Source organism: Variovorax sp. Soil_C_12, assembly GCF_057657375.1.
In genome coordinates this window covers 420,563-443,243 of the sequence record NZ_JBDGIO010000004.1, presented here as the reverse complement: position 1 = coordinate 443,243, position 22,681 = coordinate 420,563, and the positions used below count along the sequence as shown (strand labels likewise).

Here is a 22,681-nt window from a genome sequence, read left to right as displayed (position 1 = left end):
TTATCGCGTGATCTGAACGAAGCGCCGCGTGGTCTCGGTCAGCGCGGTCTCGGTGGGCAGCCGCTCCATCGAGCTGGCGCCGTAGAAGCCGTGGCAGGCAGGGCAGCGCGACAGCACGCGGCGCGCGTCCTCGGGCGTGGCGATGGGGCCGCCGTGGCACAGCACGATGGCCTCGGAGTTCACCGCATGCGCCGCCGCCGCCCAGGCGTTGATGCGCGTCACACAGTCGTCCAGCGTGAGCGCCGTTTCCGCGCCGATGGCGCCGCCGGTGGTGAGGCCCATGTGGCACACGATGATGTCCGCGCCGGCCGCGGCCATGGCGCGCGCATCGGCCTCGCCGAACACATAGGGCGTGGTCAGCAGGTTCATCGCATGGGCACGCGCGATCAGCTCGACCTCCAGCGCGTAGCCCATGCCGGTCTCTTCGAGGTTGGCGCGAAAGGTGCCGTCGATCAGCCCCACGGTCGGAAAGTTCTGCACCCCCGAGAAGCCCAGGCCCACCAGCCGCCGCAGGAACTCCTCCGGGATCATGAAGGGATCGGTGCCGTTGACGCCCGCCAGCACCGGCGTGTGCTTCACCACCGGCAGCACCTCGTGCGCCATCTCGCAGACGATCTCGTTGGCATTGCCGTAGGCCAGCAGGCCGGCGAGCGAGCCGCGGCCGGCCATGCGGTAGCGGCCGGAGTTGTAGATCACGATCAGGTCGATGCCGCCGGCCTCCTCGCACTTGGCCGACAGGCCGGTGCCGGCGCCGCCGCCGACGATCGGCAGGCCGGCGGCGATCTTGGCGCGGAAGCGTTCGAGCAAAGTGGTGCGGGCGATGCGGGGCATGGGCGTCAGGCGCGTCGCGCGCGCGGGGTGGTCGTCGAGAGCTCGTGCCAGGCGCCGACCAGCGCGTCGGCGAAGGCCTCGTCGTTGATGTGCAGGGGCAGGCGCTGCAGCTTGCGATCCGCGCCGGGCCGGAAGGACTGCTCGATGGCGGCGAAGAGCGCCCGGTCGGCCTCGGGGTCGTGGAAGGGCTGGCCGGGGCGGTCGATTGCCGACACGCCGCCCTCGGGGATCAGGAAGCGCAGCGGTCCGCGCATGGCGTTGAGCTTGGCGGCGATAAAGCGGCCGATCGCCTCGCACTCCGCAGGCGTGGTGCGCATCAGCGTCACCGTCGGGTTGTGGCGCACCAGCTTGCGCGCGCGGAAGCGCTCGGGCACGCTGTCCCAGGCGCCGAAGTTCACCATGTCCAGCGCGCCGCAGGAACCCACGTAGGGCAGGGCGTGGCGCGCGAACACGTCCAGGCGGGTGGGGCCGGCGGAGAGCACGCCGCCTGCGATCTCGTCCGCGATCTCGGTGGTCGTGACGTCGATCACGCCCGCCAGCAGGCCCGAGTCCGCCAGCTTCTCCATCGACTGGCCGCCCACGCCCGTGGCATGGAAGACCAGGCAGTCGTAGGCCTCCTCGAGGCGCTTGGCGACGGCCTGCACGCAGGGCGTGGTCACGCCGAACATGGTGAGGCCGAGCGCCGGCTTGCTCTCGGCCGAGACGAGCGGCGGATGCGCAATCATCCCCGCCAGCGCATGCGCCGCATTGGCCAGCACGCGCTCGCTGATGCGATGGATGCCCTGCACGTCGGTCACCGAATACATCATGCAGATGTCGCTCGGCCCCACGTAGGGCCGCGTGTCGCCGCTGGCCATGGTCGAGACCATCACCTTGGGCACGCCGATCGGCAGCGCGCGCATGCCCTGCGTGGCCATCGAGGTGTTGCCCGAGCCGCCGGCGGCGATGATGCCGCCCAGGTCGCGCCGCGTGCGCACGAAGGCCTCGAAGGCCTGTGCCATGGCGGCAGTCGCGCTGCCGCGGTCGCCGCTGAAGACGGCTGTTTCGCCCTGCGGATGGTGGCGCGCCACCTCGCGCGGATGCACGCTGGCCGGCGAGGTGCGGCCGGAGGTCGAGAGGTCCACCGTCACCACGCGCAGGCCCAGCCGCTCCAGGCACTGGCGCAGGAAGAAGAGCTCGCGGGCCTTGGTGTCGAAGGTGCCCGCGACATAGGCAGCCCGGGTGCTGCTCGCAGCCACCGGAAAGTCGAAGAGCCGCCCGGCGTTGCGGTCTTCGCCCGCAAGCTCCGCGCCCGCACTCCCTCTCCCGCTCGCGGGAGAGGCCTCGGGTGAGGGCAAGACCGTCGACCCCGCGCGCACGATATCCACCACCGGCGCCGCCGCGGCGCCCGCATTCCAGCGCGTAAACCCACGCACCGTGCCCGGCGCCGGGTCGTCGAGCGTAGGCGCGCCCTCGCCATGCGCGCGCCGCACGGTGAAGACCTGCATGGGCGCCGCGCCCTCTGCGTCGCCGGCCGCGGCGGGCTTGGCCATCTCTTCGTCATGCCCGTTCGAGCGCACCCCCAGCAGCCGCTCCTGCAGCTCGCGGTCCCCGCCCAGCTGCGCCGCCGGCATCTCCTGCGTGATCCGGCCGTTGACCATCACGCCGATGCGGTCGGCCACCGAGATCGCGACGCCCAGGTTCTGCTCGATCAGCAGCACGGCGATCCGCCCCTCGGCCGCGAGCGTGCGCAGCGACTGCGCCACCTGCTCGACGATGATCGGCGCCAGGCCCTCGGTGGGCTCGTCCATCACCAGCAGCTTCGGGCTCAGCAGCAGCGCGCGGCCGATCGCCAGCATCTGCTGCTCGCCGCCCGAGAGCTGCGCACCGCCGTGGCCGCGGCGCTCGGCCAGACGCGGGAACATCGCGTAGATGCGGTCGAGATCGCGCTTGTGGCCGGCGACCAGGCGTAGCGTCTCGTCGACCGAGAGCGAGGGCCACACGCGGCGGCCCTGCGGAACATAGGCGATGCCGCGCCGCGTGATCTCGTGCGGCGCCAGGCCGAGGATCTCCTCGCCCGCGAGCCGGATGCTGCCGCGCGCCGGCACCAGGCCGGTGATGGCGTTGCACAGCGTGGTCTTGCCCATGCCGTTGCGCCCGACGATGCCGAGCACGCCGCGCTCCAGGCTGAGGCTCACTCCCTGCAGCGCATGCGCCCGGCCGTAGAAGACGTCGAGCTGCTCGATCACCAACGCCGGCGCGGCGGTGCTGTCCGGGGAGTCGCGATCGGTGCGGCGGAACCAGGCCATCAGTGCCGGCTCCCCATGTAGATCGCCTGCACTTGCGCATCGTTCTCGATCTCGGCGGGACTGCCGGTGCGAAGCTCGCGGCCGTTGTGCATCACGGTGACGCGGTCGACCACGCGCAGGGCGATGTCGAGGTCGTGCTCGATCAGGACGAAGCTCATGTGCGCCGGCAGCGAGCGCAGCAGCGCCACCAGCTCGCGGCGCTCGGCCGGCGACAGGCCGGCCGCCGGCTCGTCGAACAGGATCAGGCGCGGCGCGCCGGCCAGTGCCATGCCGATCTCCAGCTGGCGCTGCTGGCCGTGCGCCAGGTTGGCGACGCGTTCTTCCGCGATATGGGCCAGGCGCGCGCGCTCCAGCAGGTCCAGCGTCGCGACCATGGACGCATCGCCGGCCCCCGGCCGCCAGCAGCTGAAGCGGCCGTTGGCGACGCCACGCACCGCGAGGAACAGGTTGTCGCGCACGGTCAGCTCGCGAAACAGCAGCGAGGACTGGTAGGTGCGCCGCAGGCCCTTGCGGATGCGCTCGTGCGGTGGCAGCCCGGTGATGTCCTCGCCGAAGAAATGGATCCGCCCGGCGGTGGGCGGGAAGTCGCCGGTGATGGCGTTGAAGAGCGTGGTCTTGCCGGCGCCGTTCGAGCCCAGCACCGCGTACTTCTGCCCCGCGGCCACCGAGAGCGACATGTCGTCCACCGCCCGCAGCGCGCCGAAGGTGCGCGTCACGCCGCTCAGCACCAGCGCGTCGCTGGAGGCGAGCGGCGCCGGCCCGCCCCGGCCTGGCGCCGGTCGCTGCGCCGGCACCCGGGCGATGGACGTGACGGAGGCCACCGGTGCCCTTCGCTCAGGGGCAGCTCGGCACGTCGCGCGAGCCGATCTTGAACTCGTCCGGGCTCATGCCCAGCAGCTGGTTGACGTTGTCGACCTTGCTGTGCACCTTGTTGAAGAGGTTGCCCTGCGCGTCCTTCACCACCTCGGTGACGAAGGTGGTGCCGATCGCCTGGCGATTGGCGTCGAGCTTGACGTCGCCGTTGGGCGTCTTCAGCGTCATCTTCGACAGCGCCTCGCGGTACTTGGCCTGGTTGTTCGACAGATCGCCCTTCACCGCGTCCAGCCCGTCGAGCGCCGCCTTCATGTTGACGTAGTAGACGAAGGCGAACAGGCTGGGGCTGGGGAAGCCGCCGGCCGAGACGGGATAGTTCTTCTGATAGTCGGCGACGAAGGCCTTCCAGTCCGCGCCGTCGTAGGCGTCGGCCAGCGGGCCGGCCGACAGCGTGCCCACCAGCGACTCGCGCCGCTTGCCCTTGTAGTTCAGCACGTCCTGGCTCACGGTGATGGAGCCGCCCAGCATCGGCTTGTCGCCGCCCGAGTTCTCGTATTGGGTGAGGAAGTTCACCGCGTCGGCGCCGCCGAGCACGACCAGGAGCGCGTCGACGTCCTTCGGGATCTTCGCGATCACCGACGAGTAGTCCTTGCCGCCCAGCGGCACCCAGGCCTTCTCGGGCACCTTGCCGCCGGCCTTGCAGTACTCGGACATGAAGCCTTGCACCTGCGAGTAGGGGAAGGCGTAGTCCTCGGCGATCACCATGGTGCGCTTGTAGCCCTTGGCCAGCGCGGCCTTGCCCAGGCCCACCATCCACTGCGCGCCCTCGGTGTTGAAGCGGAAGAAGTTCGGGCTGGGGTTGACCAGCGTGGTCGCCTGCGCGCCCGAGCCGCCGTTGATGAAGGTCACCTGCGGCTGGGTCTTGGAGTAGTCCTTGACCGCGATGCCCTCGCCGCCCGACAGCGGGCCGACCATGATGTCGACCTTGTCCTGCTCCACCAGCTTGCGCGTCGCGTTGACCGCGACGTCGGGCTTGGCGTCCGAACTGGCCTTGATGACCTCGATCTTGCGGCCCGCCACCACGCCGCCGCGCTGCTTGACCGCCAGCTCGGCGCCGCGCATGCCGTCCGCGCCGCCGGCCGCGAACGGCCCCTCGAGCGTGGCCAGCAGGCCGATCTTCACCGGCTGGCCCTGCGCCCATGCGCCGCCCGCCAGCGCCGCCACCGCGGCCGCACCCACCATCGAACGAACCCAGAGTCGCTTGTTCACGTTCACGGTTGTCTCCTTTGGTTGGAAATCAAGCCTGGCTTCGGGCCGAGGCGCGCGCGCAGCATCGCCCACAGTCCGAGCAGGCCGTCGGGGGAAAACAGCACGATGGCGAGGAACACGCCGCCGATCACGAGGTTGAAGCGCTCGCGGTCGATCAGGTCGATCGCGAAGGTCTGCAGCAGCACGAAGACGAGCGCGCCGAGGAAGGCGCCGATCGGGCGCCGCAGGCCGCCGAGCACCGCGATCACCAGGATGTTGATCAGCCAGGAGGTGCCGACCGAGCCCGGCGACATCAGCGCGTTGTACCAGGCGAGCAGGATGCCGCCGACGGCCGCGATCGCGCCGGCCAGTGCATAGGCGGCCACGCGGTGTGCGACGACGTGGAAGCCCAGCGCCCGCATGCGCCGCGGGTTGTCGCGGATGCCCTGCAGCGCGATGCCGAAGGGCGTGCGCACGATCCAGTGCACCCCCAGGTAGCCGCCGAGCGAGCAGGTCAGCGCCAGGAAGTAGAAGGGAACCGGGTCGCGCCAGGCGATGCCGAGCACGGTCGGCGCCTTCAGCTCGCGCAGGCCCTGGAAGCCGTTGAAGAGGCTGTAGTTCTGCAGCACGAGGTAGTAGAAGGCGACGCCGATCGCCAGCGTGATCATGATGGTGTAGATGCCCTCGGTGCGCACCGACAGCCAGCCGATCAGCGTCGCCGCCAGCGTCGCGATCAGGAGCGCGAAGGGCACCGCGGCCCACCACGGCCAGCCCAGGCTGATGTCGGCGCTGCTGCTGGTGCCGAGCACCGCGAGCGCATAGCCGGCGATGCCGGCCACCGTCATTTGCGCGAGCGACACCATGCCGCCGTAGCCGGCGAGGAAGCTGAGGGACAGCGCGATCAGCCCGAGCACCAGCGACTGGGCCGCGACCTGGAAGGTGAGGAAGGGCGAGGCGACGAAGGGGAGCACCAGCAGGGCGGCGAGCACGACGATGTGATGCGGGCCGAGGTGCGCTCGCAGCGAATCGAACCAGCGCAGCGCGAGGCGCGCGGGTTGCGAGGGAGCCACCCTTGCGGCCGTGGCCGGCACCGGGCGCAGCGGTGGTGCCGCCGCGGACGCGCCGCGCCCATTCATTGCCCTTCGCCACTTGGCTGCGCTCATGTCGCCCTCCCCATGATCCCGCGCGGCCGGAAGGCCAGCACCAGGATCAGGATGCCGAAGGTGAAGACGACGCTGTAGGTCGGCGCGTAGGCGAGCCCGTAGGTCTCCGCGAGGCCGAGGATCACCGCGCCGATGGCGGCGCCGACCACGCTGCCCATGCCGCCGACGATCACCACGATCAGCGAGGCGAGCAGCAGCCGGATGTCCTCGCCCGGCACCATCGACAGCTCGACCGCGCCGATCACGCCGCCGAAGCCGGCCAGCCCGGCGCCCAGCATGAAGGTGATGGCGAACACGCGGTTCACGTTGACGCCGGCGGCGGAGAGCATCGCGCGGTCGTCCACGCCGGCCCGGATCATCGCGCCCACGCGTGTGCGGTTCAGCAGCCACCAGAGCCCGAAGCCAATCAGCAGGCCGAAGCCGAGCAGGCTGAGTCGGTAGGCGGAGAACGCGCGGATCAGCGGGATGTCGCGGATCGGCCCCTGCAGCCAGGTCGGCGCCTCCATCTGGTGCACCTGGCCGGTGAAGATCCACAGCAGCACGTCCGCGATCACGATCGACAGTCCGATGGTCACCAGCGTCTGGCGCAGCTCCTCGCCCTGCATGTGGCGCAGGATCAGCCACTGGATCAGCAGCCCGGCGACGGCCGCCGCGGCGAAGCCGGCCGCCACCGCGAGGATCCACCAGCCGGTGTGGTTCGCGACCACGTAGCCCACATAGCCGCCGAGGAGGTACAGCGAGCCGTGCGCGAGGTTGACGTTGCGCATCAGCCCGAAGACCAGCGTGAAGCCGCTGGCCACGATGAAGTAGAGCGAGGCGAGGGTGATGCCGTTGAGCAGCGTGACCAGGTAGAGGCGGGCGTTGTCGAACAGCGCCCAGAGCGAGAACGCGAGGATGGGGCCGCCGACGAGCAGCCACACGAGCCAGCGCGCCTCTCGGCTCATTGGGTAGCCTCCGCGCTACGCGCTGCGGTGCTATTCGCCTTGGGAGCGGCCCGGCGCCTCATTGGAGTACCTTCGCCTTCGGCTGCGGTGCTATTCGCCTTGGGAGCGGCCCGGCGCCTCATGCGGCCCGCTCCCACGCCCGCTGCGACGCGATCTCCGGCGCCTTGGCGAACTCGCCGTCCTTCATCACCGCGAGGATGCGCTTCGGGTCGCGCAGGATCGCGAGGTTGGCCAGCGGATCGCCGTCCACCAGCAGCAGGTCGGCCAGGTAGCCGTCCTGGATGGTGCCCAACTCGTCGCCGCGCTTCATGATCTGGCCGCCGTAGAGCGTGGCACAGCGGATCGCCTCCATCGGCGTAAAGCCCAGGTAGCGCACGAAGAACTCCAGGTCGCGCGCGTTCTGGCAATGCGGGGTGAAGGCAAAGCCGTAGTCGCCGCCGGGCAGCACGCGCACGCCGCGGCGGTGCATGGCCTTGAGCGATTCGAGGGCGGCGTCCCACTCGATCTGGTAGCCCATCGCCACCGCCTTCTCGTGCGTGATGCCGTAGGGCTCAGCCTCGTGCAGCATGGCGTAGAGGATGGCGATGCCCGGAGCGACGAAGACGCGGTCCTTGGCGGCCTCCAGCATGTCCAGCGTTTCCTCGTCGGTGAAGCTGGCGTGGTAGATCACCTCGATGCCGTGGCGCAGCGCCTGCTTGACCGAGGCCGCCGAGCGGGCGTGCGCGGTGCCGCGCTTGCCGCGCACGCGGACCTCCTCCATCGCGGCGGCCACTTCGGCGTCGCTCATCCAGGTGGTGTCGGCCGGCGAGTCGGGCGTGAAGTTGTCGCCCGAGAGGTTGAGCTTGATGGAGTCGACGCCGTACTTGAGGAACATGCGCACGACCTTGCGCATCTCGTCCGCGCAGTTCACGTTGACGCCGAAGCTGAACTCGGGGAAGGGCAGGTGCGGCAGGGTCTCGTCGCCCAGGCCGCCGGGGACGGTGATCTCCTGGCTCGCGGCCAGGTAGCGCGGGCCGGGGATCTGGCCGGCGTTGATGGCGTTGCGGATCACCACGTCCAGCCGCGGCTTGGCGCAGGCGGCGCCGACGCAGGAGGTGAAGCCGGCTTCGAGGTAGCGCCTGGCGACCTTGGCGCACCAGAGCACGTGCTCCTCCAGCGGCATGCGCTGGATCGCCGAGAGCGTGGCCGCGTCGTTCCAGGAGAAGTGCGTGTGGGCCTCGCACATCCCCGGCATCAGCGTGGCGCCGGCGCCGTCGACCACCATCGCGCCGCCGGGTGCGATCGGCGCCGTGCTGCGGCCCACCTGGCGGATGCGGTTGCCGCGCACCAGCACGCTGCCGGTGTAGGGGTTCTGGCCGGTGCCGTCGAGGATCCGGACGTTGGTGAAGACGACGTCGCTCATGAACTTCTCCTAGGCGGCCCAGCGTGTCATGTGCGACCGCCGCACGGGCGGCGCACGGTGGAACTCCCCATCCTTCATCACCGCCAGGATCCGCGCCTTGTCCTGCAGCACCGTGATGTCCGCCAGCGGATCGCCATCGACCAGCAGCAGGTCGGCCAGGTACCCTTCGCGCACGTAGCCCAGCACCTTGCCCATGCGCATCATCGGCCCGCCCCACGCCGTGGCCGACAGCAGCGCCTCCATCGTGCTCATGCCCACGTATTTGACGAAGTACTCCAGGTCCTTCGCATTGGTCCCATGCGGCGTCCACGCAAAGCCGTAGTCGCCACCCGGCAGGATGCGAATGCCCCGCTTGCGCATCGCCCGCATGCTCTCGACCGCGGCTTCGAGCTCGCGGTGGTAGCCCATGCGCCGCGTCACCTCCGGCGTCAGCCCCCATTCGCTCGCGTGGTGGCAGGTGTTGATGAGCCAGGCCAGGCCCGGCGCGATGAAGTGCTCGAACTTGTGCTCCTCGAGCAGGTCCAGCGCCTCTTCGTCCGTGAAGCTGGCGTGGTAGATCACCTCGATGCCCTGCTTCACGCACTGCTTGATCGACCAGGTCGAGCGCGCATGCGCCGCCACCCGCTTGCCCCAGGCCTTGGCCTCCTGCACGCACACCGTGACCTCTTCCTCGGTGAACTGGCTCATCTCGCTGGGCATGCCGGTGATCGACTCACCCGAGAGGTTGATCTTCAGCGAATCGACGCCGTACTTGGCGAACATGCGCACGCAGCGGCGCATCTCCTCGGCGCCGCTCACCACCGCGCCGAAGGCGAACTCGGGCTGCGGCAGGTGCGGCTGCGTGGTGTCGCCCAGGCCGCCGGGCACGGTGATCTCCTGGCTGGCCGCGAGGTAGCGCGGGCCGACGATGGTGCCGTCGTTGATCGCGTTGCGGATCACCACGTCCAGCCGCGGCTTGGCCGCCGCGGCGCCGACGCAGCTGGTCCAGCCCATGTCCAAATAGCGCTTCGCGACCTCGGCGCACCACAGGATGTGCTCCTCCGGCGGCATGCGCTGGATGGCGTCCAGGCTGGGCTGGTCGTTCCACGAGAAGTGCGTGTGCGCCTCCACCATGCCGGGCATCAGGAAGGCGCCGGCGCCGTCGATCAGCTGCGCGCCCATCACCGGCGCCGCGTGCTGGCCGTAGCCGGTCTTGACGACGCGCGCGATGCGGTTGCCCTGCACCAGCACGTCGCCGGTGAAGGGCGCTTCGCCGCCGCCGTCGAAGATGCGGACGTTGGTGAACATCACATCGGCCATCGGTTCAGCTCCTTGCGTGAGCGGCCAGGAAGTCGCTCAGCTCGCGCTGGCATTCCTCGGGCCGCTCGACCGGCGTCCAGTGGCCGCAGCGCGACAGCACCACCACGCGCTTGCTGGCCGCGTTGTGCAGGCGGTCGGCCATGGCGCGCACCGACTGCGGGGGTGCCACGCCGTCCTCGTCGCCGGTGACCAGCAGTACCGGCGCCTCGATGCGATCCACCGCCGCGCCCTGCGCGCCGGCCAGCGCCTCGCAGCTGCGCGCGTAGGCCTCGCCGTCCTGCCGCATCAGGCTCTCGCGCACGAAGGCCACGGCGAGCGGCAGGCGCCGGCGCGTGTCGGCGGAGATCGCGGCCTGGAGCAGCCCTTGCGTGATCTCGTGCATGCCGGCCGCGCCTTCGCGGGCCTTGGCGGCGCGTGCCTTCATCGCCGTGCGCGCGGCCTCCGGCGGGGCGATCAGCGGGCCGAAGAGCGCCACGCTGGCCGCCAGCTTCGGATGGGCTGCGGCGATGTGCTGGCAGACGATGGTGCCCATCGAATGCCCCACCCAGTGGGCGCGCGCGATGCCCAGGCGATCGCAGACCCGCAGCAGCGCCTCGACGTAGCGCTCGATCGAGAGCTCGCCCTCGGCCCGCTGCGAACGGCCGCTGCCGGGCAGGTCCACGCGCACCACGCGGTGCCGCGCCAGCGCCGGCATCAGCGGCGTGAAGCTGTTGGAGCTGCCGCCCAAGCCATGCACGCAGACCACGGCCGGGCCATCGCCTTCTTCTTCCACCGCGACACGGTCGATCAGTTGGAATGACATCGTCGGATCGGCCTACTCGAAGGGGTTCTCGATGACGCCAACGCCATCGACCTCGATGCGCACCACGTCGCCGGACTTCAGCCACTGCGGCGGCGTCTGCCCCATGCCCACGCCGGCCGGCGTGCCGGTGGCGATCACGTCGCCGGGGTAGAGCGTGATGCCGCGCGAGCAGGTCTCGATCAGCGTGGGGATGTCGAAGATCATGTCCTTCGTCTGGCCGTCCTGGCGCAGCGCGCCGTTGACCCAGCCGCGCACGCGGGTGGCGCGGCCGTCGAGCTCGTCGGCCGTGACGATCCACGGCCCCATCGGGCAGAAGGTGTCGAAGCTCTTGCCCAGCTCCCATTGCTGGTGGCGCATCTGCACGTCGCGCGCGGTCACGTCGTTGACCACGGTGTAGCCGAACACGTGGTCCATGGCGCGCGAGCACGGGATGTCGCGCCCGCCGCGGCCGATGACCACGGCCAGTTCCGACTCGTAATCGATCTGTACCGAGGTGGCGGGCGAGGGCAGGCGCACCACGTCGCGCGGGCCGATCACGCAGTCGCCCAGCTTGCCGAAGACGATGGGCCACGGGTCGCTCTGCGGCATGGTCTCGCGGAACACGGTGCCGGCCAGCTCGCTGGCGTGCGCGTGGTAGTTGCGGCCGATGCAGAACAGGCTGCGCAGCGGGCGCGGCAACGGCGCGCGCAGCGTGAGGACTTCGACCGGCAGCCGCGCGCCGGCGGGCGAGGGCAGGGCTTCGCCGCGCGCCAGCGCCTGGATCAAGGGCAGGGCGCCGAGCGAGGCGTCGCGCAGCGCGAGCGGCGTGGCTTCGCGCCCGTCGGCAGAGATCGTGCCCACGTGCTCGCGTCCACCCCAACTCCAGCTGGCCAAGCGCATCGCCTTTGTCTCCGGCTCGTCTCGTGGTCATGCCGCTCGTGCCGGCTGCCGCGAGATCAGGGAACTGTCGTTTTTGAGACTTGCGTCTCAAATCGGGATCGGTGCATCATACGTGCCGACCTCGGACCTTCACAAGCAAGCCCGGCCCTTCGGCACTCCGTAATAACCCCATGGCGCGACTGAAGCACAAGCTGAGCGAACCGCCGGTGCCGCCCGAGCGCGGCGTCAAGGCCGCCACCTTCAAGCTGTTGCTCGACACCGCCATGGAGATCATCCGGCAGAGCGGCCACATCCCGTCGGTGGCGGAGGCCGCGGCGCGCTCGAAGGTCTCTCGCGCGACCGCGTACCGCTATTTCCCGAGCCGCAGCGCGCTGGTCACCGCCGTCATCGACAGCTCGCTGGGGCCGGTGCGCAAGCTCGCTTCCGACAACCCCAGCGGCCGCGAGCGGGTGCACGAACTGTTCCTGCAGACCTTCCCGCGCTTCAAGGAGTTCGAGGCGCAGCTGCGCGCCGCGGCGCAGCTGTCGCTGGAGCAGTGGGGGCTGGAGCGCGCCGGGCTGCTGGAGGAGGAGCCGTACCGGCGTGGGCACCGTGTGCGCATCCTCGAGCATGCCATCGAGCCGCTGGTGCCACAGCTGCGGCCGGATGTGCGCAAGCGCCTGCACCATGCCCTCTCGGTGGTCTACGGCATCGAGCCCTACGTGATCCTCAAGGACATCTGGGGCCTGCGCGATCGCGAAGTGGAGCGCACTGCGCTGTGGATGGCCGACGCGCTGATCGACGCGGCGCTGCGCGAATCGGAGCAGAAGCCCGCGCCGCGCGGCAGGCCGAAGCCCAACGGCGCGCGGGTCCCGGCGGCGGCCGCCGCGAAGCGACGCTGAACGCGGCCGAAGTTCGGCCGGAGTTGCGCCTGAAGATGACCGAAGCCACGCCGCCGCCCGCCTGGTACGACGCGCAGTACAACAACCGCGCGCGCATTCCCGAGCATCCGGAGATCCTTGCGCACTGGGCCGAGGCCTCGGCCCGGGCCTACGAGCGGCCGGGCTGGGTGCTCGATCTCGCGTACGGCGAGGACCCCAGCGAGCGCCTCGACGTGCTGCCTGCAAGGCGGTCTGGCGCCCCGGTGCTGGTCTATATCCACGGCGGCTACTGGCGCGCGCTCGACAAGCGCGACCAGAGCTTCGTGGCGCCGCCCTTTGCCAACGCGGGGGCGATGGTCGTGCTGGCCAACTACGCGCTGTGCCCGGCGGTGACGATCGAGCGCATCGTGCTGCAGCTGGTGCAGGCCCTGGCCTGGGTCCATCGCCATGCGCGCGCGCATGGCGGCGACCCCGAGCGCATCGTGGTGGCCGGCCATTCCGCGGGCGGGCACCTCGCGACGATGCTGCTGGCCTGCGACTGGAGGGCGGTAGCGCCGGATTTGCCTGCGGACCTCGTCAAATCGGCGCTGTCGATTTCCGGCCTGTACGAGCTCGAACCGCTGCGGCACGCGCCCTTCCTGGCCGCCGACATCGGCCTGACTGCTGCGACGGCGCTGCGGCTCAGCCCCGCGGGCATGCCCGCGCCTTTGCAAGGCTCGCTCGTTACAGTGGTCGGCGGCGATGAAAGCGAGGAGTTCCTTCGCCAGGTTGAGCTGATCGGACGTGCCTGGGGGCCGCGCGTCACTGCGGCGGAACGCGTGCCCGCGCGCAACCACATGGACGTGCTGCACGAGTTGGCTGACCCGGGTTCACGAACCCATGCGCTGGCCCGGCGCCTCCTAGGGCTGGAGCAACCATGATGAAGCATGAAGCGATGTGCGCGAAGCCAACCCAACGACCTTCGCTGGATAGGCGGCTTGTCGGAAGCATGCGTGCATGCGCTCAGTCTTCGACGAACGCCTCCTCGCGCTTCGCCTTGATCGAAGGCAGCAGCACGATCCCCAGCAGCAGCGCCGCCGCGACCAGCAGGCCGGCCGACAGCGGCCGCGTGACGAACACGCTCCAGGTCCCGCGCGACAGCAGCAGCGCGCGGCGCAGGTTCTCTTCCATCATCGGCCCCAGGATGAAGCCCAGCAGCAGCGGCGCCGGCTCGGTGCGCAGCTTGAGGAAGAGGTAGCCGATGAAGCCGAAGATCGCGACCATCCAGACGTCGAAGGTGTTGTTGTTGGTCGAGTACACGCCGATCGCGCAGAACAGCACGATGGCCGGGAACAGGAACTTGTAGGGCACCGTCAGCAGCTTGATCCACATGCCGATCAGCGGCAGGTTCAGGATGATCAGCATCGCGTTGCCGATCCACATGGAGGCGATCAGGCCCCAGAACAGTTCCGGGTTGCTGGTCATCACCTGCGGGCCCGGCTGGATGTTGTGGATGGTCATCGCGCCGACCATCAGCGCCATCACGGCGTTGGGCGGGATGCCCAGCGTCAGCAGCGGGATGAAGGAGGTCTGCGCGCCGGCGTTGTTGGCCGACTCGGGCGAGGCCACGCCGCGGATATTGCCCTTGCCGAAGGCGATCTCGCCGGGGCGCATCTTGATCTTCTTCTCCAGCGCATAGGCCGCGAAGGCCGCCAGCAGCGCGCCGCCGCCGGGCAGGATGCCCAGCGCCGAGCCCAGCGTGGTGCCGCGCAGAACCGCGGGCGCCATGTTCTTGAAGTCCTCCTTCGTCGGCCACAGGCCCTTGACCTTGTTGGTGAACACTTCTCGCTCGTCATCGGGCTGCGAGAGGTTGCCGATGATCTCGCCGTAGCCGAACACGCCCATGGCGATCACCACGAAGCCGATGCCGTCGGTCAGCTCCGGGATGTCGAAGCTGAAGCGCGCCACGCCCGAGTTCACGTCGGTGCCGACGATGCCCAGCAGCAGGCCCAGCACGATCATCGCCACCGCCTTGAGCAGCGAGCCGGAAGCCAGCACCACCGCGCCGATCAGGCCCAGGATCATCAGCGAGAAGTACTCGGCCGGGCCGAACTTGAAGGCCAGCTCGGTCAGCGGCGGCGCGAAGGCGGCCAGGATCAGCGTGCCCACGCAGCCGGCGAAGAAGGAGCCCAGGCCGGCGGCCGCGAGGGCGGGGCCGGCGCGTCCCTGCCTTGCCATCTGGTAGCCGTCGATACAAGTCACCACCGAGGACGATTCGCCCGGCAGGTTGACCAGGATGGCGGTGGTGGAGCCGCCGTACTGGGCCCCGTAGTAGATGCCCGCCAGCATGATCAGCGCCGACACCGGCGGCAGCGCGTAGGTGGCCGGCAGCAGCATGGCGATGGTGGCGACCGGGCCGATGCCCGGCAGCACGCCGATCAGCGTGCCCAGGATGCAGCCGACCAGGCAATAGAGCAGGTTGGTGAAGGTGAAGGCGACGCCGAAGCCGGTCGCCAGGTTGTGGATCAGGTCCATGGCGTTCTCGTCCTCAGCCCGAAATGAAGGTGGGCCAGACCTGGATCTGAAGCTTGAGCGCCCAGATGAAGGCCACATAGCTGCCGGCCGCCAGGATGGTCGCGAGGACCAGCACGTCGCGCAGCTTGAAATGCGCGCCGGCCATGCTGGAGATGATGGTCAGCGCATAGATCGCGAGGATCATGCCCATGGCCGGCAGCCCGATGGAAGGCAGACCGCCGAGCAGCACGCCGAAGGCGAGGTTGGCGCCGAGCACGTAGGCGAGCGGCTTCCAGGCCCACTTGCCGATCTTCTCGCCGTCGACGGTTTCGACCACGAGCGCCTCGAACATGATGGCGGCCCCGAGGATCGCCAGCAGGATTCCCAGCATGAGCGGGAAATAGCCGGGACCCATGCGGGCGCCGTCTCCGATGTTGTAACTGGTGGAGCCGATGGCGAACGCGCCGCCCACCGCCGTGAACATGACTCCCGAATAGAAGTCGGCCTGACTCTTGATACGCATTGTCTCTACCCTCGTTTTGGAGCCTTCGAGGGTCGTTCGCGCCGGCTGACTGCTGGCTGACCAGTGCTGTACGGACTTCCACGTAGCGGGGGGCGAGGTCTCCCAAAGGGAGAGGGAGTCAAACGGGCGGCCGCTTCGCGATCCCCATCGTCTTCGCCAGGATCCCCAGCATCACCTCATCCGCCCCGCCGCCGATCGACCCCAGCCGCCCATCCCGGTACAGCCGCGACACCCGGTTCTCCCAGGTGAAGCCCATGCCGCCCCAGAACTGAAGGCAGGTGTCGGCCACCTCGCGCGTGAGGCGGCCGCACTTGAGCTTGGCCATCGAGGCCAGCGCGGTCACGTCTTCGCCCTGCACATGCAGGTCGCAGGCGCGGTAGGTCAGCGCGCGCAGCGCCTCGACCTCGGTCTGCAGCTCGGCCAGCTTGAACTGCACCCACTGCTGGTCGGCCAGGGTGCCGCCGAAGAGACGGCGCTCCTGCGCCCATGCGATGGTCTCGCGGATGCAGTCCTCCATCGGCTCGAGTGAGCTGGCGGCGCACCACAGGCGCTCCTCCTGGAACTGCTGCATCTGGTAGACGAAGCCCTGGCCCTCCTCGCCGATGCGATAGCGCTGCGGCACGCGCACCTCGTCGAAGTAGATCAGGCCGGTGTCGCTCGAATGCATACCGATCTTGCGGATCTTCTTCGCGCGTTCGATGCCGGGGCTGTCCATCGGCACGATGACCAGCGACTTGTTGCGATGAGGACTCTCGCCCGCTGCGCTCGGTCCGTCGCCGGTGTTCACCAGCATGCACATCCAGTCGGCCTGCAGGCTGTTGGTGATCCACATCTTCTGGCCGCTGATGAGGTAGTCGTCGCCGTCCTTGCGCGCGCGGCTCTTGAGGCCTGCCACGTCGCTGCCGGCGCCGGGCTCGCTGACGCCGATGCAGCCCACGGTCTGGCCCGCGATCGCCGGGGCCAGGAACTCGCGCCGGAGCGCGTCGCTGCCGAAGCGCGCCAGCGCCGGCGTACACATGTCGGTCTGCACGCCGATGGCCATCGGCACGCCGCCGCAGCGCACATGGCCCAGGGCCTCGGCCATCGCCATCGCGTAGGAGTAGTCGAGGCCGGCGCCGCCGTAGTCCTCGGGCTTGTTGAGCCCCAGCAGGCCGAGCGCGCCGAGCTTTCCGAACACCTCGTGCGCGGGGAAGCTTTCCGCCGCCTCCCATTCGTCGACGTGCGGATTGATCTCCTCGTCGATGAAGCGCCGCAGCGTCTTCTGGATCTCGAGGTGCTCATGCGTGTACTGCATGCCCGACTCTAGGCGTGCCCTGCGGCGCGCCGCTTGCGCCAAGTGGCTACGTGGCGGGGCGTGACGACCTTGGGCTCGTCCAGCGCGCGCCCGGTCACCACCCAGAGGATGAAGATCAGCACCGCGCCGGCCGTGCCGAAAACGCCCAGGCCGAGGTTGCTGCCGCCGAAGCTCAGGCTGCCGGGCGGCGTGGGCGCGGTGCAGACCATGGTGGCCGCCGTCATGCCCACGTAGTGCATCGAACAGACCGCCACGCCCATCACGGCGGCGGCGACCACCTGGTGCGTCAGCTCGGTCAGGTTGAAGGCCAGCCACAGCGCGGAGGCCGCCGCGATGATCGCGATGGCCACCGAACCGGCCACGATGCCCCAGTCCAGGCTCATCGTCGCGCGCAGGCTCATCGCGTACATGCCCATGTAGTGCATCACGCAAACGCCCAGCCCGGCGAGCAGGCTGCCCATGACCCAGCCCTTGCTGTTGAAGCGCTTGCCGCCCGCGAGGTAGAGCGCCAGGCCGGAAATGACGATCGCCGCCACCAGCGACACCACCGTCAGCGGCAGGTTGTAGGCGACGGGCACCGGCAGGCGATAGGCCACCATGCCGATGAAGTGCATCGACCAGATGCCGATGCCGCCCAGCGCCACCGCGCCGCCGGCGAGCATCGCGAAGTCCACGCTGCCGTCGCTGCGCACCATCTTGCGCGTGCACAGCAGCGCGAGCAGCGAGCCGAAGAAGGAGATCACGTACGACAGCAAGACGGTGCCGATGGCGTAGGTGGGATTCAGCACTTGACCGACGAGAGGGTCCATGACTTCTTTCCTTTCCGACGAGTGGAGAAAAAGACCGGCCGCCTGGACGGGGCCGGCGTGATGCCCGGAGGCGTCACGAGTCTGTTACATACGTTGCCGCAAGTAAATTAAGCGCTTGTTACTCAAAGGCGGGTGCAGGTGTGACTTTGTTCCGCTTTTTCGGGCCAGCGGTCAGCGCTGCGGCCGGATCCTGTACAGCCCGTTGTTGCGGTCGGCCGAGAGGTAGATGGTGCCGTCGGCGCCCACCGCCACGCCGGTCGGCACATAGGGCGGCGGCATTCCCGGGCCGCCGGGCAGGCCGATCGGCAGGTTCTCGGCCACGGTGCGGCGCGTGCCGTTCGCAAGATCGATCTCGACCAGCCGCCGCGCCGCGCTCTCCGCGACGATGAAGCTGCCCCAGGGCGTCTGGGCCAGGCCTTCGGGCAGCGCCAACCCGTCGGCGACGACGCGCAGCGGCGCGCTGGCATCCAGCGGGATGCGCGTGAGCTTGCCCGCGGCCTCGGTGAGGTACAGCGCGCCGTCGCGGCCGAGCACCATCTGCACCGGCCCGCCCAGGCCGCTGGCGATCAGCTGGCGGTTCTCGAACTTCGGGCCGCTCGCGCGCGTCACGCTGCCGGTGGCGATCTCGGCGTAGACCAGGCTGCCGTCGGGCATCGGGATCGCATCCACCGGGGCCTTCAGGCCGTGCAGCACCGCGGTGGTCTTGAAGCTCTTGCGATCCACCAGCTGCACCGAGCCGGTGAACCAGGAGGACAGCGCAATCGTCGATGCCGACAGGCCCACGCCGAAGGGGTAGTCGAGCTCCGGGTCGCGCTGCATGCGGAAGATGTCGCGCACCTCGCCGGTCTGCGCGTCGACCTGGCGGAAGCCGAAGATGTCGGCCACGAAAAGCGTGTCGCCGTCGATCTTGAGGCCGGCCGGCACGGCGAGCTTGCCACCGGTCAGCAGGCGCGAGGTGCCGGTCTCCGGCTCGAAGGCCTCGACCGAGTTGTCGGCCATGTTCGAGACGTAGATCGTCCCCTCGGGCGCGATCGCGAGGTTGTCGATGGAGGGCTTGAACTGCTTGGCGATGGTCTTGCGGCCGCTGGCCAGCTCGACGCGCACCAGCTCGCCGCTGCGGGTGTCGATCACCCACAGGTTGCCCTTGCCGTCCAGGTTGGCCGCGGCCGGGATCTGGAAGCCCTCGGCGATCACCGTGAGCCGGCCGTCCGCCGGGTCGATCTTCACCACCTGGCCCTTGAACCACAGCGGGCCGTAGAGCAGGCCGTCCGGCCCGACCTCGAAGCCGTTGAAGCCGCCCATGTCCTTCTTGATCAGGCGCGGCGGCTTCTGGCCGGCCACGTCGATCTCCCACAGCGCGTCGCCGAGGAAGACCTGCGAGGCGTAGAGCTTGCCGTTGCGGCGGTCGAAGTCGAGCGAGTTGATGCCGGGCAGGTCCTTGGCGAGCACGCGCATGGGCGCGCTGTCGTTCTCGCGCAGGCGCACCTGGCCCATCAGGTAGTTGGTCCAGGCCAGTTCGCCCCTGGGGCCGATCGCGATGTCGTCGGACTGGCCGTCGGGCGCATCGATCAGCACCCGCGCGGCGCCGGTGCTGCGGTCGACTTGCCACAGCTGGTTGCCGACCACCGTGCCGGCGAGCAGCCGGCCCTGGCGGTCGACGGCGAGGCCGTGGACGCCGGAGAAGGAGGAGGGCGCGACCAGCGCCTCGGGCGGGCCCCAGGCCGCTGGGCGGGCGGGCGGGGCGGCAGCGGTGCGCAAAGGAGCCGGGGCGGTGCAGGCGCCGAGGGCGAGCACGCAAGAGAGCAGGGCAGCGGCGAAGGCACGTGGCACTCTGGACTCCTTGTATTGCTCAAGACGCCAGCAAACGCTCCTGCGCGATCACCAGCAACCCATCCATGATCAGGCTGTCCACCTGCTCGAAGTTCCCGTTCATGCTCGGCGCCATCTTCCACGCCGCGCCGCCTGTCATGTAGCAGGCCGGCTCGGCGCCGCCATGGGCGCGCACATGCTGGACCATGCGCTCGATCGCGCCGGCGATCGCATAGGTGCCGCCGCTGGTCAGCGCATCGCTGGTGTTGGTGGGGAATTCGCGCACATCGCCGGTCGGCACATGCAGGCCCGCCGTGCCCGACTCGAGCGCGCGCAGCATGATGCCGTGGCCGGGCAGGATCAGGCCGCCCAGGAACTTGCCATGCACGTCCACCGCCTCCACCGTGACCGCGGTGCCGATCATCACCACCACCATCGGCCGCGCCGGGCCCTCGGCGAGCATGCGGTGGCGAGCGCCGATCATCGCGACCCAGCGGTCGGCGCCCAGCCGCGTGGGGTGGTCGTAGCCGTTGACGATTCCGGCCTCGGCGACGCTGGACACCACCCAGCGCGCGGCGCAGTCGAAGCGCTCGGTCAGTTGTTCTTCCGCCCGTCGTCGAACGGCATCGCCGGCCACCACGCAGCCCAGCATCGAGGCGGGGGCGGGCAGGTCGGCCCAGGGCCCGTCGGCCAGCCGTTCGATGTGGTCCAGGAACTCGGCGCCGTGGGCCAGCAGCGATGCGCCCGGCCGGGCCGCATCGTAGAGCGACCACTTGAGCCGGGTGTTGCCGATGTCGATCGCGAGGAATGCCATGCGCGGGATTATTGCGATTTGTCTTCCCGGATGGTTGCAATCGCGACCGCGGCCTACGCGTGGCCGTCACGTCCTGCCATTACAGTGGCCTTCCCTCAACCGGCACAAGGAGAACCCCATGGGATTGCTGAGTTTCATCAAGGAAGCGGGCGAAAAACTGTTCGGAGGCTCTTCCGCGCAGGCCGCAGAGCCCGATGCCAACAAGGTGGCGGGTGACGCCATCAAGACCTACATCGAGACCCAGAACCTCGGCCTGACCGGCCTCGAAGTGAGCTACGTCGCTGCCGAGGGGCTGGTAACGCTCAAGGGCAACGCGCCCTCGCAGGAAGCCAGCGAGAAGGCCTCGCTCGCGGCCGGCAACGTGTCCAACGTGACCAAGGTCGACAACCAGCTGGTCGCGCCCGCGGCCGATCCGGCGCAGTTCCACGACGTGGTGAAGGGCGACACGCTCTCGGCCATTTCGAAAAAGTACTACGGCGACGCCAACAAGTACAACGCGATCTTCGAGGCCAACAAGCCGATGCTGACGCATCCGGACAAGATCTATCCGGGGCAGAAGCTCAGGATTCCGCCCCAGAAGTAGCCTCGAAGGATCGGATCCCAGGGTTCACGCTGCCGCCGCAGCCTGAGCCGCTAGTTCTGCTTCCACGGCAGCCCGCGCAAGCGCCAGCCGCCCTTGCGGCCGCGGTGGCCTTCCGCGTCGGCATCGCCCTCGAAGCCCTCGAGGATGTTGTAGGCCTCGAAGCCCAGCTCGGTGGCGCGCCGGGCGGCCGCGATCGAGCGCACGCCGCTGCGGCACAGCATCAGCGCCTTCTTGCCGGCCGGCACGGCGGTGCGCAGGCCGGTGTCGAAGCCGGGGTTGAAGGCCATGCCAGGCCATTGCTTCCAGGCCAGGCCGATGGCGCCGGGCACATAGCCCACCCACTCGCGCTCGGCGTCGCTGCGCACGTCGACCACGACGGCCTCGCCGTTCGTCATCCAGGCATGGGCCAGCTCGGGCAGCACGTCGCCGGCATAGCCCTCGGCGGGCCGGACGGCCTGCTGTTCACCGGCCGGTGCGTTGCCCGCGCCCGCCGGGATCTGGACTGCTTGAGTCATAAGGCTTCTTTCCTTCAAGTCGCTAGGGTTTCAGGGTTAGTGCGTAGGGGTGCGCCCGGCCCGATCGATGATTTTTCACCAGTTCGTGAAAACCCTCTTTGTCACGCTTGTTCACATGTCCAAAGATGGAAGTCTGGGGTTTTTCCAGTCCACCTACGGAGTCACACGCAATGACAGACACCAAACCGAACCGCCGCCGCAGCCTGCTCAAGGGCGCCGCCGTGGCGGCCGGCGCCATGTCCGCGCCCATGATCAGCATGGCGCAGACCACGTCGTTCCGCTTCCAGAGCACCTGGCCAGCGAAGGATATCTTCCACGAATACGCACAGGACTTCGCCAAGAAGGTCAATGACATGGCGGGCGGCCGTCTCAAGATCGAGGTGCTGCCGGCCGGCTCCGTGGTGCCGGCCTTCCAGCTGCTGGATGCCGTGGCCAAGGGCACGCTCGATGGCGGCCACGGCGTGGTGGCTTACTGGTACGGCAAGAACTCGGCCCTCGCGCTGTGGGGCTCGGGCCCGGGCTACGGGATGGACGCCAACATGGTGCTCGCCTGGCACAACTACGGCGGCGGCAAGGCGCTTCTGGACGAGATCTACAAGGGCCTCAACCTCGACGTCGCTTCCTATCTTTACGGCCCGATGCCGACCCAGCCGCTGGGCTGGTTCAAGAAGCCGGTCGCCAAGGCCGAGGACATGAAGGGCCTGAAGTTCCGCACCGTGGGCCTGGCGGTGGATGTCTTCACCGACATGGGCACGGCCGTCAATCCGCTGCCGGGCGGGGAGATCGTGCCGGCATTGGACCGCGGGCTGATCGACGCGGCCGAGTTCAACAACGCCTCCAGCGACCGTGTGCTCGGCTTCCCCGACGTCGCCAAGAACTGCATGCTGCAGAGCTTCCACCAGTCGGGCGAGCAGTTCGAGATCCTGTTCAACCGGGCCAAGCTCAATGCGCTGCCGCCCGAACTGAAGGCGATCATCGAATACGGCGTGCAGGCGGCCAGCGCCGACATGAGCTGGAAGGCGATCGAGCGCAATTCGGCGGACTACATCGAGCTCAAGAAGGCCGGCGTCAAGTTCTACAAGACGCCCGACGCGATCCTGCGCGCGCAGCTGGCCTCGTGGGACAAGACGGTGGCCAAGAAGGCGACCGAGAACCCGATGTTCAAGAAGGTGCTCGATTCGCAGAAGTCCTTCGCGGAGCGCGCGGGCCAGTGGTACAACGACTACACCGTCGACTTCAAGATGGCCTACAACCATTACTTCGGCCGCCAGACCAAGAAGTCCTGAGATCCAGGTTCCACCAGCGAGGGGCA

The 22,681-nt window shown here is 69.2% G+C and carries 21 protein-coding genes and 1 pseudogene; 4 read left to right on the top strand and 18 right to left on the bottom strand.

The features are described 5' to 3' along the window. The 11 genes and pseudogenes from AC3A6X_RS14350 to AC3A6X_RS14300 form a co-directional block, all read right to left on the bottom strand. Positions 1-831 carry a phosphoenolpyruvate hydrolase family protein gene (locus tag AC3A6X_RS14350; protein WP_487842807.1) on the bottom strand — a complete coding sequence of 277 codons (831 nt, stop codon included), beginning with the start codon at positions 829-831 and terminating at the stop codon, positions 1-3. A gap of 5 nt (positions 832-836) precedes the next feature. After that, the gene (locus AC3A6X_RS14345) at positions 837-2,069 is read right to left on the bottom strand and encodes a Tm-1-like ATP-binding domain-containing protein (protein ID WP_487842877.1); all 1,233 of its coding nucleotides are present in this window, start codon (positions 2,067-2,069) and stop codon (positions 837-839) included. 549 nt (positions 2,070-2,618) lie between these two features. Further along, positions 2,619-3,119 (bottom strand): annotated as a pseudogene (locus tag AC3A6X_RS14340) (ABC transporter ATP-binding protein); the annotation flags it as partial. Next, a complete protein-coding gene (locus AC3A6X_RS14335; RefSeq protein WP_487842806.1) occupies positions 3,119-3,940 on the bottom strand; it encodes an ABC transporter ATP-binding protein in 822 nt (273 codons plus the stop codon). The gene AC3A6X_RS14335 and the pseudogene AC3A6X_RS14340, both read right to left, overlap by 1 nt. Positions 3,941-3,953: 13 nt before the next feature. Further along, positions 3,954-5,207, bottom strand: coding sequence for an ABC transporter substrate-binding protein (locus AC3A6X_RS14330; RefSeq protein WP_487842805.1), 1,254 nt, complete (start codon positions 5,205-5,207; stop codon positions 3,954-3,956). After that, positions 5,204-6,343, bottom strand: coding sequence for a branched-chain amino acid ABC transporter permease (locus tag AC3A6X_RS14325; protein WP_487842804.1), 1,140 nt, complete (start codon positions 6,341-6,343; stop codon positions 5,204-5,206). The genes AC3A6X_RS14330 and AC3A6X_RS14325 overlap by 4 nt, the downstream gene beginning before the upstream one ends. Continuing rightward, entirely contained in the window at positions 6,340-7,287 is a 948-nt protein-coding gene (locus AC3A6X_RS14320; RefSeq protein WP_487842803.1) for a branched-chain amino acid ABC transporter permease, read from the bottom strand. The genes AC3A6X_RS14325 and AC3A6X_RS14320 overlap by 4 nt, the downstream gene beginning before the upstream one ends. Positions 7,288-7,405: 118 nt before the next feature. Beyond that, entirely contained in the window at positions 7,406-8,689 is a 1,284-nt protein-coding gene (locus AC3A6X_RS14315; RefSeq protein WP_487842802.1) for a metal-dependent hydrolase family protein, read from the bottom strand. A 9-nt stretch (positions 8,690-8,698) separates the two neighbouring features. Further along, complete coding sequence (locus AC3A6X_RS14310; protein WP_487842801.1) at positions 8,699-9,988, bottom strand: metal-dependent hydrolase family protein; 1,290 nt, start codon at positions 9,986-9,988, stop codon at positions 8,699-8,701. A gap of 4 nt (positions 9,989-9,992) precedes the next feature. Beyond that, entirely contained in the window at positions 9,993-10,790 is a 798-nt protein-coding gene (locus tag AC3A6X_RS14305; RefSeq protein ID WP_487842800.1) for an alpha/beta fold hydrolase, read from the bottom strand. A gap of 12 nt (positions 10,791-10,802) precedes the next feature. Beyond that, complete coding sequence (locus AC3A6X_RS14300) at positions 10,803-11,669, bottom strand: fumarylacetoacetate hydrolase family protein (protein WP_487842799.1); 867 nt, start codon at positions 11,667-11,669, stop codon at positions 10,803-10,805. Between the two features lie 170 nt (positions 11,670-11,839). On the opposite strand from AC3A6X_RS14300, the gene AC3A6X_RS14295 reads away from it, so the two are divergent. Both AC3A6X_RS14295 and AC3A6X_RS14290 read left to right on the top strand, forming a co-directional pair. Next, positions 11,840-12,550 (top strand): TetR/AcrR family transcriptional regulator, encoded by a 711-nt coding sequence (locus AC3A6X_RS14295; protein ID WP_487842798.1) that lies wholly within the window; start codon positions 11,840-11,842, stop codon positions 12,548-12,550. 35 nt (positions 12,551-12,585) lie between these two features. Then, positions 12,586-13,449: an alpha/beta hydrolase gene (locus tag AC3A6X_RS14290; protein WP_487842797.1), complete on the top strand. Its 864-nt coding sequence runs from the start codon at positions 12,586-12,588 to the stop codon at positions 13,447-13,449. 82 nt (positions 13,450-13,531) lie between these two features. Here AC3A6X_RS14290 and AC3A6X_RS14285 read toward each other — a convergent pair whose 3' ends face one another. From AC3A6X_RS14285 to AC3A6X_RS14260, 6 genes are all read right to left on the bottom strand, one after another. Further along, a complete protein-coding gene (locus AC3A6X_RS14285; protein ID WP_309966598.1) occupies positions 13,532-15,043 on the bottom strand; it encodes a tripartite tricarboxylate transporter permease in 1,512 nt (503 codons plus the stop codon). 13 nt (positions 15,044-15,056) lie between these two features. Next, on the bottom strand, positions 15,057-15,545 hold the full coding sequence (locus tag AC3A6X_RS14280; protein WP_487842796.1) for a tripartite tricarboxylate transporter TctB family protein: 489 nt from the start codon (positions 15,543-15,545) through the stop codon (positions 15,057-15,059). Positions 15,546-15,663: 118 nt separating this feature from the next. Continuing rightward, the gene (locus tag AC3A6X_RS14275) at positions 15,664-16,839 is read right to left on the bottom strand and encodes an acyl-CoA dehydrogenase family protein (protein ID WP_487842795.1); all 1,176 of its coding nucleotides are present in this window, start codon (positions 16,837-16,839) and stop codon (positions 15,664-15,666) included. Between the two features lie 8 nt (positions 16,840-16,847). After that, positions 16,848-17,648 (bottom strand): MHYT domain-containing protein, encoded by an 801-nt coding sequence (locus AC3A6X_RS14270; protein WP_487842794.1) that lies wholly within the window; start codon positions 17,646-17,648, stop codon positions 16,848-16,850. 171 nt (positions 17,649-17,819) lie between these two features. Then, positions 17,820-19,478: a Vgb family protein gene (locus AC3A6X_RS14265; RefSeq protein WP_487842793.1), complete on the bottom strand. Its 1,659-nt coding sequence runs from the start codon at positions 19,476-19,478 to the stop codon at positions 17,820-17,822. Positions 19,479-19,497: 19 nt separating this feature from the next. Beyond that, positions 19,498-20,271, bottom strand: coding sequence for a type III pantothenate kinase (locus tag AC3A6X_RS14260; RefSeq protein WP_487842792.1), 774 nt, complete (start codon positions 20,269-20,271; stop codon positions 19,498-19,500). 118 nt (positions 20,272-20,389) lie between these two features. Between AC3A6X_RS14260 and lysM the strand changes: the two genes are divergently transcribed. Next, complete coding sequence (lysM, locus tag AC3A6X_RS14255) at positions 20,390-20,854, top strand: peptidoglycan-binding protein LysM (protein WP_487842791.1); 465 nt, start codon at positions 20,390-20,392, stop codon at positions 20,852-20,854. A gap of 50 nt (positions 20,855-20,904) precedes the next feature. On the opposite strand, the gene AC3A6X_RS14250 is transcribed toward lysM, so the two are convergent. Further along, complete coding sequence (locus tag AC3A6X_RS14250; protein WP_487842790.1) at positions 20,905-21,369, bottom strand: rhodanese-like domain-containing protein; 465 nt, start codon at positions 21,367-21,369, stop codon at positions 20,905-20,907. A gap of 170 nt (positions 21,370-21,539) precedes the next feature. Between AC3A6X_RS14250 and AC3A6X_RS14245 the strand changes: the two genes are divergently transcribed. After that, positions 21,540-22,655, top strand: coding sequence for a TRAP transporter substrate-binding protein (locus AC3A6X_RS14245; RefSeq protein WP_487842789.1), 1,116 nt, complete (start codon positions 21,540-21,542; stop codon positions 22,653-22,655). The last annotated feature ends 26 nt before the right edge of the window (positions 22,656-22,681 follow it).

What these genes read in the sequence shown, in the direction of transcription:
- AC3A6X_RS14300 (WP_487842799.1), bottom strand. Translation starts at nt 11,669, where the DNA reads ATGCGCTTGGCCAGCTGGAGTTGGGGTGGACGCGAGCACGTGGGCACG.
- AC3A6X_RS14325 (WP_487842804.1), bottom strand. Translation starts at nt 6,343, where the DNA reads ATGAGCGCAGCCAAGTGGCGAAGGGCAATGAATGGGCGCGGCGCGTCC.
- AC3A6X_RS14350 (WP_487842807.1), bottom strand. Translation starts at nt 831, where the DNA reads ATGCCCCGCATCGCCCGCACCACTTTGCTCGAACGCTTCCGCGCCAAG.
- AC3A6X_RS14315 (WP_487842802.1), bottom strand. Translation starts at nt 8,689, where the DNA reads ATGAGCGACGTCGTCTTCACCAACGTCCGGATCCTCGACGGCACCGGC.
- AC3A6X_RS14305 (WP_487842800.1), bottom strand. Translation starts at nt 10,790, where the DNA reads ATGTCATTCCAACTGATCGACCGTGTCGCGGTGGAAGAAGAAGGCGAT.
- lysM (WP_487842791.1), top strand. Translation starts at nt 20,390, where the DNA reads ATGGGATTGCTGAGTTTCATCAAGGAAGCGGGCGAAAAACTGTTCGGA.
- AC3A6X_RS14270 (WP_487842794.1), bottom strand. Translation starts at nt 17,648, where the DNA reads ATGGACCCTCTCGTCGGTCAAGTGCTGAATCCCACCTACGCCATCGGC.
- AC3A6X_RS14295 (WP_487842798.1), top strand. Translation starts at nt 11,840, where the DNA reads ATGGCGCGACTGAAGCACAAGCTGAGCGAACCGCCGGTGCCGCCCGAG.
- AC3A6X_RS14245 (WP_487842789.1), top strand. Translation starts at nt 21,540, where the DNA reads ATGACAGACACCAAACCGAACCGCCGCCGCAGCCTGCTCAAGGGCGCC.
- AC3A6X_RS14280 (WP_487842796.1), bottom strand. Translation starts at nt 15,545, where the DNA reads ATGCGTATCAAGAGTCAGGCCGACTTCTATTCGGGAGTCATGTTCACG.
- AC3A6X_RS14320 (WP_487842803.1), bottom strand. Translation starts at nt 7,287, where the DNA reads ATGAGCCGAGAGGCGCGCTGGCTCGTGTGGCTGCTCGTCGGCGGCCCC.
- AC3A6X_RS14250 (WP_487842790.1), bottom strand. Translation starts at nt 21,369, where the DNA reads ATGACTCAAGCAGTCCAGATCCCGGCGGGCGCGGGCAACGCACCGGCC.
- AC3A6X_RS14275 (WP_487842795.1), bottom strand. Translation starts at nt 16,839, where the DNA reads ATGCAGTACACGCATGAGCACCTCGAGATCCAGAAGACGCTGCGGCGC.
- AC3A6X_RS14285 (WP_309966598.1), bottom strand. Translation starts at nt 15,043, where the DNA reads ATGGACCTGATCCACAACCTGGCGACCGGCTTCGGCGTCGCCTTCACC.
- AC3A6X_RS14290 (WP_487842797.1), top strand. Translation starts at nt 12,586, where the DNA reads ATGACCGAAGCCACGCCGCCGCCCGCCTGGTACGACGCGCAGTACAAC.
- AC3A6X_RS14260 (WP_487842792.1), bottom strand. Translation starts at nt 20,271, where the DNA reads ATGGCATTCCTCGCGATCGACATCGGCAACACCCGGCTCAAGTGGTCG.
- AC3A6X_RS14310 (WP_487842801.1), bottom strand. Translation starts at nt 9,988, where the DNA reads ATGGCCGATGTGATGTTCACCAACGTCCGCATCTTCGACGGCGGCGGC.